Raw genomic sequence first — 12,415 nt, 5'->3', positions numbered from 1 at the left:
TCCTATGGGTGGAAGAGCCGAAGTCAGCGGATATCCGGCCCACTGGGAGGCCGATGTCGTCCTGCGAGACGGTGCAGCAGCGCAGCTGAGGCCCGTGGCGCCCGAGGATGCCGAGAGGCTTGCGCGCATGCACGCCGGGCAGTCGGAGTCCTCCATCTATCTGCGCTACTTCACCTACAAGTCCACCCTCACGGAGAAGGAGCTCGAGCGCTTCACCCACGTGGACCACGTGGATCGGGTGTCGCTGGTGATCCTGCTGGCCAGCCCCTCGGGGGAGCAGGAGATTATCGGCGTCGGCGGCTACGACCGCATCGAAGGCACGAATGAGGCGGAGGTGGCCTTCAATATCGCCGACGCCCACCAGGGGCGCGGGCTCGGGTCCATTCTGCTGGAGCACCTGGCTGCCGCCGGACGTGAGCGCGGCATCGAGCTGTTCTCCGCGGAGGTGCTCCCGCAGAACCGCAAGATGCTCGCAGTCTTCAGTGAGGCCGGCTATGAGATCCAGCGAAGCTTCGAGGATGACGTCATCTTTGTGAAGTTCTCGATTGACCCCACTGAGAAGTCCCGAGCCGTGATGGAAGCTCGGGAGCACCGCGCTGAGGCGCGCAGCGTAGGTGAGCTGCTGGCTCCCGCGCAGGTCGCCGTCATCGGTGCGTCCCGTGAGTACGGATCCGTGGGCTACCACCTGCTGCAGAACCTCGTGGAGGGTCGGTTCACCGGCGGTATCCATTCGGTCAATCCCGAGGCGTTCGAGGTCGGCGGCACCCCCGCCTACTCCTCCCTGGAGCATATTCGGCAGGAGATCGACCTGGCCGTTATCGCCGTGCCCGCGGACCAGCTGGCGCAGGTGGTTCGGGACTGCGGGCGCCACGGGGTCAAGGGGATTCTGGTGGTCACCGACGGGATCGCCCGCGACGCCGGCTCCGGTCCGATCGACCAGCGCGAACTGGTCAGCCTGGCCCGAAGCTGGGGCATGCGGGTCATCGGCCCGGCGTCAGTGGGGCTGATCAACACCGATCCGGACGTTTCGCTCAACGCCTCGCTGTCCCCTCAGATGCCCTTGCGCGGGGGAGTGGGACTCTTCACCCAGTCCGCCTCGGTAGGCGTCTCCCTCTACGCCCAGGCCTACCGGCGCGAGCTCGGGCTGAGCGCCGTCATCTCCGCAGGTAATCGCGCCGACCTCTCGGGCAATGACGCCATGCAGTACTTCGAGGACGACGCCGCCACACGCGCCGTGGGGGTCTACCTCGAGTCCTTTGGCAACCCCCGAAAGTTCTCCCGGATCGCGCGACGGCTGTCGCTGACCAAACCGGTCGTGGTGGGCAAGACCGACGTGATGGGCCGACGACTGCCGCCCGGTCACGAGGTGCGCACCACACGCGCACCTCGTGGAGCGGTGGACTCCATGCTGGACAATTCCGGCGTTATCCAGGCCGGCAACCATGACTCTCTGATGGACGTGCTGCAGGTGCTGGCCACCCAGCCTCTGCCCGCCGGCAATCGCCTAGGCGTCCTCTCCAACTCTCCGTCGATGAGTCGCGTTCTGGTCGACGCCGCGGAGTCCTACGGCCTGGAGACCACCCGGCTGGACGATGCCCTCGACCTCGAGGGCTCTCAGCGGGAGGCAGCTGGACGGTTGACAGCGGCGCTTCAGTCACTGTTCATGGACGAGGACGTTGATGCGCTGGCGGTGTGCCTGCAGCCGACCATCACGGGAGAGCACCATGACCACGCGCGGGCCATCTCCGAGACCGCCCGCGGTCACACCAAGCCGATGGTGATGTCGCTAATCGGCATCCTGGACTCGAAGGTGCCGCAGAACTTCATCGGCAATGCGGGACCCGTCATTGAAAACGGGGCGCTGCAGCAGGGCGTGCCCATCTTCTCCTCGCCGACGCGCTCTGTGGCGGCTCTGTCCAAGGTGGTCCGCTACCAGCGGTGGCGAGCCGAAGGGATCGGTGAGACCTTCACGCCCCAGGGGCTGGAGGGGACGGCTACCGCACGCACAGCAGATGCCCTGCTGGAGGAGTGGCTGAGCGATGTGTCCGGTGCTGAGCTCAGACGTCTCACTCAGACCCAGACCTCGCAGCTGCTGGGCCTCTACGGTGTGGAGCTGATGCCCTCGATCGCGTTCGACACTCCTGAGCAGGCCGTCGAGGCGGCCGAGGAGCTCGGGTACCCCGTGGTGGTGAAGTCCACCAACACCTACCTGCGGCACCGCCTGGACCTCGGCGGCGTCAAGCTGAACATCGACTCCCCGGAGGCCCTCAGGAGGGTCATCACCGAAATGCGGCGAGAACTTGCCCGATACGGCACGCCCGGTCTGGAAGTCCAGTCCATGGCGCCGACCGGTCAGGGCTGCATCCTGCGAGCCATCGAAGATCCCATGATGGGACCGGTGGTCTCCTTCGGAGTCTCAGGCGACGCCGTCGACCTCCTCGACGACTGGTCCCACGCGGTGCCCCCCATGACCGACAAGGATGTGCGCCGGCTCATCCGCGCTCCGCGCGCGGCGAAAAAGCTCTTCGGCTACCAATCGCTGCCCAGCGTCGACATCGCGGCGCTGGAGGAGACGGTCCAGCGCATCGCGATCCTCAAGGACAACCACCCCCAGGTCGCGTTCCTTCAGCTGACCCCACTGCTGGCCTCACCCGACGGCGTCAGCGTCCTGCATGCCACCGTGGACATCGCCAATCCTGAGCAGCGCACTGATTCTGCCCGGCGCGCCATTTCTCGGTACTGAGGAGCTCTTACGCCGTATGACGTCGTCGTGCTGGTCCAGGCGGTGCGGCGGTAGGATAACGGGGTGACTACCAGCAGCGCAGCAGCATCCGCTCACCGTCCGGCGCAGGCTCTGCGTCTGTTCTCCTCCGAGTCGGTGACGATCGGGCATCCGGACAAGATCTGTGACCAGGTCTCCGACGCCATTCTTGACGCGCTGCTGAGCGTGGATCCTGACTCCCGTGTGGCGGTGGAAGCGCTGACCACGACCGGCCTGGTGCACGTCGCCGGAGAGGTCACGACCTCGGGCTATGTCGAGATCCCCCAGATCGTCCGCTCCACGCTGCTGGACATCGGCTATGACTCCTCTGCCAACGGGTTCGACGGCGCTCGCTGCGGTGTCTCGGTGAGCATCGGCCAGCAGTCGGCAGAGATCGCCGGCGGCGTTTTCAACTCCCTGGAAAAGCGTCAGGGTGAGGCCGAGGACCCCCGGGACGCCCAAGGTGCAGGCGACCAGGGCATCATGTTCGGCTACGCCACCAATGAGACCGACGAATACATGCCCACCCCAATCGCTCTGGCCCACCGTCTGTCGGCGCGCCTCACGGAGGTGCGGCAGAACGGTCAGCTGGAGTATCTGAGGCCCGACGGCAAGACTCAGGTCACCATCGGCTACGACGGGGACCGGCCCGTGAACCTGGACACGGTGGTGGTCTCGACCCAACACACTGCAGAGACCCAGCAGGCTCAGCTCCACGACGATATCTCTTCTCTGGTCATCGCCCCGGTCATCGAAGCCTCGGGCCTGGACGTCTCCGCAGTCTCGGAGATCATCAATCCCTCCGGGCCATTCGTCATCGGCGGCCCGGTGGGAGATGCGGGACTGACCGGTCGCAAGATCATCGTGGACACCTACGGCGGGTTCGCCCGCCACGGCGGTGGGGCCTTCTCCGGAAAGGATCCGTCCAAGGTGGATCGTTCGGCGGCCTACGCGATGCGCTGGGTCGCCAAGAACGTCGTGGCCGCCGGGCTGGCGGATCGAGCGGAGATCCAGATCGCCTATGCCATCGGCCGGGCCCAGCCCGTGGGTATCTACGTGGAGACTTTCGGCACCGAGCACGTTGACCCCGTCCGGATCTCCGAAGCCATTGGTGAGGTTTTTGATCTCCGTCCACTGGGCATCATCGAAGATCTTGACCTGAAGCGACCCATCTACCGCGAGACGGCGAAGAACGGTCACTTCGGTCGCAAGGGCGTGGACTTCCCCTGGGAGCGTCTTGACCGGGTTGAAGCGCTGAAGTCCTTCTTCGGGGCCTAAGGTCCCAGGGGGTCGGACAGTGTCAGTCCCAGGGGGTCATCATGACTGAGGGACCGGAACAGACGGAGACGACGTCGCCTGCCTCAGAACCCCGGGCCGGGACCTCGCGTGACCCCAAGCTTCACAAGCCCGGAGAGATCGCCTGCCGCTTCGCCGAAGCTTGGAACGCCGCCGACGCCGGGGCGCTAGCGGAGCTGTTCGCCCCGGACGCGGACTTTGTCAATGTTGTGGGTCTGTGGTTTGAGAACCGACGCCGAATCCGGGCGGCGCACGACTACGGCTTTCGCAGGATCTTCGGGGCTTCCAGAATGAGCCTGGAGCGGATCAAGACACGCGACCTCGGCCCGGACGTCGCCGTGGTCCACGCGTTGTGGACGCTGACCGGACAGACACTGCCGGGTCATGACTCCGGCAGCAGTGACCCTGAGTCTGTCGGAACCACCCGCGAGGGTGCCCCCGAGGCGCACCTCCCGGCGGGTACTCAGTCTGAGGCGGGTGAGCGCCGGGGCGTCTTCACCTTCGTGATGCACCGACATGGTGCCGGTGACTGGCAGTGCGTCGCCGCTCAGAACACCGATCGGATTCCCGGCGCCGAGACGTTGACCTCCGATGACGGCGGGCTCCGGCCCGCCACCTATCAGAGCTGACGTGCAATGGCCCGGGCGAGTACGGCTGCCGCTGCCGGTGCCCGGTGAAGATTCAGCGCCGGCTCGAACAGCTCGGCCTCCAGCAGCACGGTGCCCCATCGGCCTGAGGTGACAATGTCGATCCGCCCATAGAGGGGAAGCGGCTGGCCCGTGGCCCTGGCGACAGCGTCGAGGACTTTGGCCCCGAAGGCGCGTTCGGTCTCCGCCGCGGTGACGAGCTGGGGGTTCTCCTGATATGAGCCGCCGCGGAAACCACCGCCCCGTTCGAGCAGGGCTCCCTTGGAGATCGCATGGGTGAACTCGCCGTCGAAGAAGTACAGGGCCTTCTCCAGCCCCTCGGACAGCTCGGGGACCTCCGGTTGGACCATCACGGTGCGGCCGAGAGTGAGAATCTGTCGTCCCAGCTCCTCTGCCTCGGCGGAGTTAGCGCGCATCAACCCGGTGTTCAGTGCCCCGGCTGAGACCGAAGGCTTCAGCACAACCCAGTCACCGCCGTGGGAAGAGAGCGCGGCCGCCAGCTCCGCAGGACTGGTGACCCACTGCGTAGGCACCACCTCCACGCCCAGGCGCTGCAGGTCCTGCAGGTAGAGCTTGTCGAGGTTCCACTCCACCAGAGCGGGCGGGTTCAGCACCGGTACGGCATCGGCCGCACGGGCAAGCCACGCGCGGAACTCGGCCTCTCTCTCGGAATAGTCCCAGGGAGAACGCAGCACCAGCAGGTCATAGCCGGCGTCGGAGCGGGGTTCCCAGGCATGCCAGATCACTGGTTCCGCGGCAATGTCCAGTGCCGAGAGGGCTGCGATCAGCGGCGCGGTGTCGTTGTCACCGTCTCCGGGACGATAGGTATCGGTGACGACGATCCCCACGGTCGAACTCATCTGCTGCTCCTGACGGTCAAATCTCAATGGTCGGCTGCACCCGCTGGGCTGTGTTCAGCGGGTGCAGCCGGTTCATTCTGTCAGAGCCCGGCCGGCAGAGAGCGCCGTCCGAGGCGACCGATAGCATCGAGGGTATGAATCAGCACGGCGGGGCCGAGTCTCACGGCAGTGATCAGGGGCACCAGCCCGCGCTGCTCGATGCCCTCGCGCCGCCGCCGGCCCCCAAGCTGCCGGCGGGCAGTGCGGAGGATCTTCCGGTGGCGCAGGTGCTGCTGGAGACCCCGGTGCCTCACCTGGACAGACCCTTCGACTATGCGGTGCCGATCGATCTCAGTGCCAAGGTGGTGCCCGGCGGTCGCGTCAAAGTGCGATTCTCCGGTCGCGAGATGGCCGGGTGGGTCCTGAGCCGCACGGAGAAGCCGGGCACTGTTTCGCGCCTGAGCCTCATCTCCAGCGTCGTCTCCGCTCTTCCGGTGCTCTCGGAGGATGTTCGGCTGCTGGCCGAACGGGTAGCCGAGCGCTATGCAGGGGCCACGACTGACGTGCTGCGGGCTGCGGTCCCGCCGCGCGTTGCCCGCGTGGAGAAGGAGTTCGCCGAGTTCCCTTCTCCTGGCCCAGAGGTGCGGCGCCCGGAGGCGGGGACGGTCGGAGCGCGCCAGGCTGACACTGCTCTGAAGTCCTACGGTCCTGACGGATGGGATCACAAGATCCTGACGGCGGTGCAAGAGTGCCGCGCGGCGGGCGGCGGGGCGGTCGTCGTCCTGCCGGATCAGCGGGATACGGACCGGGTGGCCGAGCTGCTGGAGCGCGAACTTGGAACGGATGAGGTGGCCCGGCTTACCTCCGATATGGGACCCACCCCGCGCTACCGCTCGTACCTGCGGTTGCGTTACGGTCAGGCCAGCATTGCCGTAGGCACCCGCTCAGCAGTCTTTGCGCCCGTGCAGAACCTGCGGCTGATCGTCATGCTCGACGACGATGCCTCCACCCATGCAGAGCCGCGCGCCCCCTATCACCACGCCCGTGAGGTCGCCCTGCTGCGCAGCGTTCAGAGCGACGCCGGCATCCTGTTCCTCTCCACCCACCGGAGTCTGGAGGTGCAGCGCCTCGTTGAGCGCGGCTGGCTTGAGGACCGTTCGGCGACGCGCGAGGCGCGCCGGGCCGCCTCCCCTCTGATGGTCTCCACCGCAGACTCCTATCAGCAGGAGCGTGACCCTGCCTTCCGGCAGGCACGACTGCCGGCTGCTGCCTACCGTGCCGCCCGGGAAGGGCTGCGTCATGGCCCGGTGCTGGTGCAGGTGGGGCGTTCCGGATTTGTCCCTGCCGTGCTGTGCGAGCGATGCAGGACTCGCCAGACCTGCCCGGACTGCCACGGCCCGTTGGCGCTGCCGGCCCATCACGGGCAGACCCGGGCGTTGCGCTGCCGCTGGTGCGGATTGCATCACCGACAGCATCGCTGCGCGGAATGCGGCCATACCGTGTTCCGGGCGGGTGCACGGGGTGCGGACCGGACTGCGCAGGAACTGGGCCGAGCATTTCCCAACACCACCGTGATCTCGTCAACCGCAGATCATCCCGTCACGGACGTGGGGGACCAGCCCGCTCTGGTGGTCAGCACCCCCGGAGTGGAGCCGACGGCGGTCTCCGGATACGCCGCCGCGCTGCTGCTGGACGGGGATGCGCAGCTGAACCGCGAGGGGCTCGATGTCCCGCGGCAGGTTCTGGCCCGCTGGTTCCGGGCCGCGTCTTTGGTGCGACCTCACGGCCGGGATGGCAGCTCCTCGGGGACGGTGGTGGTGACAGCCGACCATGAGGAGCTCACGGCCGCCCTGGTGCGGTGGGATCCCGTGGGCTACGCACGTAAGGAGCTCTATAGTCGCTTGGAGCTGAGCCTACCCCCGGCCGTGCGCATGCTCTCGCTGACGGGCGCGGCTACGGAGGCCGAGACGTTCCTGCAGCGTCTGAACCTTCCGAAGAACCTGGAGTGGATCGGCCCGGCCCCCATGGAGGATGGCCGGCACCGCTGGCTGCTGTTCTTCAGCTACGCGCAGGCCGCAGACGTCGTCGCCGAGATACGGCGCGTTCGCCGCACCGCCAGTGCTGGCCCGTCTGGGGAGGGGCGGGCCCTGCGCATAGCGGTTGACGACGTCGCGTCGCTGCAGTTCTGAGCTGCCTCCAAGGTCCGCTCAGCGACTCTCGACTTCAGCGACGAACCGACGGATGGAGCGAGCGATTTGGGCGGGCTTCTCGTAGTGCACCAAATGGCCTCCGCCGCGAATCACCTCCAGACGTCCGTCGGGCAGCTGGTCTCGCAGGCGGCGTCGGCCCTCTTCAGTGCTGAGCTTATCCTTGGCCCCGGGCAGCAGCAGCACTGGCAGGTGAAGATCCGACGCATAGTCCATGACCGTGTGGCGGCTGGAGCAGTGGTAGGCCTCCAGCAGTGTCTGGCGGTCCGTGTAGCCGCCGAAGTGCTGGCTGTGCTGGTCCCGGACGTAAGAACTCACCAGGGGGTCGTGATCCGCTCCCATCGTGAGGTTCGTCACGGAGAGAATGGTCCGCGAGCGGAGGAACTCGTTGCCGTAGCGTTCCGGCAGAAGCTGGCTGAGCCGGTAGTAGAGCTCAACCACTGCGGCCCCGGGCAGCAGTCTGCCCCGGAACACCTCATTGCTGATGGGTGCTGAGAGGACGAGTCCGGCCCAGCGGCGCCCCCGGCGGGGCCGGGCACAGTGTGCTGCGGTGACGATCGTGCCGAAGGAATGACCGGACAGCACGTCGGACTCGCTGAGGCCCAGCTCAGAGGCGAGGGCCTCGACCAGGTCCGCGTACACCCTGAGCGTGTGCTCAACCCGCCGGCCCGCAGCGTCGGAGACGGGCTCGGTTTCCCCGAAACCGGGGAGATCCGGCACCAGCACTTCGAACTCCGGCAGGGCGTCCACGATCAACTGCATACCGTGGTGATCTCCGCGTAAGCCGTGGATCAGCAGAAGCCGAGGTCGCGATCCGCCGGGACCTACGGGGGCGTAGCGCCACAGGGCCACCTCAGCGCTCAGTGGTGTGCCGTCGTCGTCCCACCGGACCGGAACACGGTGGCGCTCACCTTCTCGGTGCGGGTACCCCACCCACGGGCGGAGAGTCTCTGAAGAGGAGCTCAAGGGAGCCTGGCGTCTCGACTGGTCTGTGGTGTGCACGAACCTCAGCCTAACCAGGGATGGAAAGGAACTAGACTAAGGCGAGTTGAATTTTCCGTGAAGGCACATCCGTGTGCCGAGAACCCGACGAGTGACCCGAGGTGCCCCACTGGTGAGCGAGACCCGCGCAGCTGCCGAGAAGAAGGCCTACGATTTCCGCGAGATCGAGGCCCGCTGGCTTCCGTTCTGGGAGCAGAACGGGACCTTCACCGTGGATCAGAGTGATCCTCGGCCCAAGAAGTACGTGTGCGACATGTTCCCCTATCCCTCGGGTGACCTGCATATGGGCCACGCGGAGGCCTTCGCGATCGGCGACGTTCCCGCGCGCTACTGGAGGCTGCGCGGCTACAACGTTCTGCATCCCATCGGCTGGGACTCGTTCGGTCTGCCGGCGGAGAACGCCGCCATCAAGAACAACGCTCATCCGGCGGAGTGGACCTACAACAACATCGAGACGCAGGCCGCCAGCTTCAAGCGCTACGCGATCAGCGCTGACTGGAGCCGGCGCCTGCACACCTCCGATCCCATCTACTACCGGTGGACCCAGTGGCTGTTCCTGCAGTTCTACAAGCAGGGCCTGGCGTACCGGAAGGATTCGCCGGTCAACTGGTGCCCCTCCTGCCAGACCGTGCTGGCCAATGAGCAGGTGGTAGGGGAGGGCGTCTGCGAGCGCTGCGGAACCGCAGTCATCAAGAAGGCCCTGAACCAGTGGTACTTCAAGATCACCGACTACGCCGACCGGCTCCTCGATGACATGAAGGACCTCGAGGGCACCTGGCCCGAACGCGTCCTGGCGATGCAGCGCAACTGGATCGGACGCTCCACGGGTGCCTCGGTGCGCTACACCGTGGAAGCGGCCGACAGCGACGGCGCACGCGAGCTGGAGGTGTTCACGACTCGTCCGGATACCCTCTACGGTGTGACCTTCATGGTCGTCGCCGCCGATGCCGATCTGGCGCTGGAGCTGGTCACCGACGCCCAGCGAGCCGAGCTGGAGGCCTACCGGGAGAAGCTCGGCAGCGTCTCAGAGATCGAGCGCCAGTCCGCCGATCGTGAGCGTACCGGTGTCTTCCTCGGCCGCTGGGCCGTGCATCCCCTCACCGGTGAGCGAATCCCCGTGTGGGCCTCTGACTACGTCCTCGCGGACTACGGCACCGGTGCAGTGATGGGCGTGCCCGCTCACGATCAGCGAGACCTCGAGTTCGCCCTGGCGATGGGGATCCCCGTCAACGTGGTGGTCGACACCGGGGAGAAGAATCCCGCAGAGACCGGCACCGCCACCGCCGGCGACGGTGTAGCCGTCAACTCTCCGAAGTGGGACGGACTGTCCAAGACCGAGGCCATCGCCAAGTCCATCGAGATTCTCGAGGCGGAAGGCTTGGGCGAATCGAAGGTCAATTATCGACTCCGCGACTGGCTGCTCTCGCGTCAGCGGTTCTGGGGCGCACCCATCCCCATCATCCACTGCGCGGCGTGCGGTGAGGTGCCGGTGCCGGAGGACCAGCTGCCCGTGCAGCTGCCGACCGACCTGCGCGGCGAACAGCTGGCGCCCAAGGGCAAATCACCTCTGGCCGGAGCCGAGGAGTGGGTCAATGTGACCTGCCCCGCCTGCGGTGGACCGGGTACCCGGGACACTGACACGATGGACACCTTCGTGGACTCCTCCTGGTACTACATTCGGTATATCGACCCGACGAACGAGTCGCAGGTCTTTCCCACCGAGCAGGTCAACCAGTGGCTGCCGGTGGATCAGTACGTCGGGGGCGTCGAGCACGCCATTCTCCACCTGCTCTACTCCCGCTTCTTCACCAAGGTCCTCTACGACCTGGGTCTGGTGAACTTCACGGAGCCGTTCAAGGCGCTGATGAATCAGGGACAGGTCCTCAACGGTGGCAAAGCGATGTCCAAGTCGCTGGGCAACGGGGTCAACCTGGGCGAGCAGCTGGACCACTTCGGCGTCGACGCTGTGCGCCTGACCATGGTCTTCGCATCTCCGCCGGAGGACGACGTCGACTGGGCTGACGTCTCCCCGGGGGGCTCCGCGAAGTTCCTGGCGCGCGCCTGGCGGCTGGCTCAGGACGTCACCTCTGAGCGCGGCGTAGACCCCGCCGCAGGCTCGTCAGCCCTGCGCGCGGTCACTCACCGCACCATCTCAGAGGCTCAGCAGCTCCTGGATGACCAGAAGTACAACGTGGTCGTGGCCCGCGTGATGGAGCTGGTCAACGCGGCGCGCAAGGAGATCGACACCGGCGCCGGCGGCTCCGACCCGGCGGTGCGCGAAGCCGTGGAGGTCATTGCGCAGATCCTCTCTCTGGTGGCTCCCTACACCGCGGAAGACATGTGGGCGATGCTGGGACATGAGGCCTCGGTCGCCAATAGCACCTGGCCTGCCTTCGATGAAGCACTCCTGGTGGAGGACACCGTCACTGCGGTGGTGCAGGTCAAGGGCAAACTGCGCGACAAGCTCGAGGTTCCCGCTGACATCTCGGCCGAGGATCTGGAAGCTCAGGCGCTGGCTCTGCCGAAGATTCAGAAGTATGTCGAAGAGGGCGGCGGTGTGCGCAAGGTGATTGTGCGTGCACCCAAGCTGGTCAACGTCGTCACCGGCTGATGTCCGCACAGGCTGAGGCCGAGGCCCGTACCGAGGCATGGTTGGCTTCGGTCGAGGCTCGGCTGGAGGCTCGCCGCTCCGCTATCCGCGGTCCCAAGCCGAGCCGGCGTCGTCGGCGGGGGCGGATCGCCGTCGTCACCGACTCCGCTGCGGCGCTGCCGCAGGACGACGCCGGGGGAGTTCGGCTCGGACGGCTTGCCCGCACCGTGGTGCAGGTGCCGATTCCGGTGATGATCGAGCGTTCTCACCACGAGACCCAGATCTACCCGGAGGCCTCCGAGGAGCTGCGGCGTGATCTTCCCCTCGCCTTGGCGCAGGGGGCTGCAGTGCGGACCTCCCGTCCATCGCCGGGTCGCCTGGCTGAGACATACCGGGCCCTGGCCAAAGAGGGGTTCGCGGGGATCGTGTCTGTGCACCTCTCGAGCCGGCTCTCCGGCACGGTGGACGCCGCACGGCTGGCCGCGGAGGAGGTTCCGGTGCCTGTGCACGTCGTGGACTCGAAGCAGGCCGGACTGGCGCTGGGCCACGCAGTCATCGAAGCAGCCATCACCGCCCAGCTTGGCGGCACGTTGGCGCAGACCTCGGAGGTGGCCGAGCGAACCGCGGCTGCGAGCACGGCATTTGTGACCGTCCCGAGTCTCGAGCAGCTGCGGCGGGGCGGGCGTATCACCGCGCTGGCGTCGCTTCTGGGAAGTCTGCTGTGGGTGAAGCCCCTACTGGAACTCAAGGACGGAGAGCTGCACCTGTTGGAGCGCCCCCGGACGTGGCCGAGGGCCGTTGAGCGCCTTCTCGCCGTCTCCCGTACCGCAGCACAGCAGGAGCACGCTGCCGCAGCCGGCCAGGTGCAGCTGGGTGTGCACTGCTTCGGGGAGTATCAGCAGGCGCTTCGCCTGGCAGAGTCGCTGCAGCCGGCCGTCTCCGGGCCGGTGCCCGTTCTGGACCTTCCTCCCGCACTGGGGGCCCACTTGGGGCTGGGCGCCATGGCGGTGACCGTCTCCCGACCTGCCTCCTACTCTTTCCCCAGCTCCGCAGCCCCCCGCTGAGACACGCCG

8 protein-coding genes are annotated in these 12,415 nt (G+C 66.8%); 6 read left to right on the top strand and 2 right to left on the bottom strand.

Features of this window, described 5'->3' with window-relative positions; genetic code table 11:
- Window positions 1–4 precede the first annotated feature (4 nt).
- From RH857_RS08130 to RH857_RS08120, 3 genes are all read left to right on the top strand, one after another.
- On the top strand, window positions 5–2,743 hold the full coding sequence (locus RH857_RS08130; RefSeq protein WP_310537476.1) for a GNAT family N-acetyltransferase: 2,739 nt from the start codon (window positions 5–7) through the stop codon (window positions 2,741–2,743).
- A 63-nt stretch (window positions 2,744–2,806) separates the two neighbouring features.
- Window positions 2,807–4,039: a methionine adenosyltransferase gene (metK, locus tag RH857_RS08125; RefSeq protein ID WP_310537475.1), complete on the top strand. Its 1,233-nt coding sequence runs from the start codon at window positions 2,807–2,809 to the stop codon at window positions 4,037–4,039.
- 41 nt (window positions 4,040–4,080) lie between these two features.
- Window positions 4,081–4,686, top strand: coding sequence for a YybH family protein (locus RH857_RS08120; protein ID WP_310537474.1), 606 nt, complete (start codon window positions 4,081–4,083; stop codon window positions 4,684–4,686).
- Here the strand turns inward: RH857_RS08120 and RH857_RS08115 are convergent.
- Complete coding sequence (locus RH857_RS08115; RefSeq protein ID WP_310537473.1) at window positions 4,677–5,564, bottom strand: ATP-grasp domain-containing protein; 888 nt, start codon at window positions 5,562–5,564, stop codon at window positions 4,677–4,679. The genes RH857_RS08120 and RH857_RS08115 overlap by 10 nt on opposite strands.
- 134 nt (window positions 5,565–5,698) lie before the next feature.
- Between RH857_RS08115 and RH857_RS08110 the strand changes: the two genes are divergently transcribed.
- Complete coding sequence (locus RH857_RS08110) at window positions 5,699–7,732, top strand: primosomal protein N' family DNA-binding protein (RefSeq protein ID WP_310537472.1); 2,034 nt, start codon at window positions 5,699–5,701, stop codon at window positions 7,730–7,732.
- A gap of 18 nt (window positions 7,733–7,750) precedes the next feature.
- Here RH857_RS08110 and RH857_RS08105 read toward each other — a convergent pair whose 3' ends face one another.
- The gene (locus tag RH857_RS08105) at window positions 7,751–8,752 is read right to left on the bottom strand and encodes an alpha/beta fold hydrolase (RefSeq protein ID WP_310537471.1); all 1,002 of its coding nucleotides are present in this window, start codon (window positions 8,750–8,752) and stop codon (window positions 7,751–7,753) included.
- A gap of 112 nt (window positions 8,753–8,864) precedes the next feature.
- Here RH857_RS08105 and leuS point away from each other — a divergent pair, with 112 nt between their 5' ends.
- Together leuS and RH857_RS08095 are read left to right on the top strand one after the other, a co-directional pair.
- Window positions 8,865–11,363, top strand: coding sequence for a leucine--tRNA ligase (leuS, locus tag RH857_RS08100; RefSeq protein ID WP_310537470.1), 2,499 nt, complete (start codon window positions 8,865–8,867; stop codon window positions 11,361–11,363).
- A complete protein-coding gene (locus tag RH857_RS08095) occupies window positions 11,363–12,406 on the top strand; it encodes a DegV family protein (protein ID WP_310537469.1) in 1,044 nt (347 codons plus the stop codon). Before leuS ends, RH857_RS08095 begins: the two co-directional genes overlap by 1 nt.
- The last annotated feature ends 9 nt before the right edge of the window (window positions 12,407–12,415 follow it).

This window comes from Nesterenkonia flava (genome assembly GCF_031432335.1).
Taxonomy (GTDB): Bacteria; Actinomycetota; Actinomycetes; order Actinomycetales; family Micrococcaceae; genus Nesterenkonia; species Nesterenkonia flava.
The sequence above is the reverse complement of the archived record's forward strand: the minus strand, read 5'-3'. Positions and strand labels throughout refer to the sequence as shown.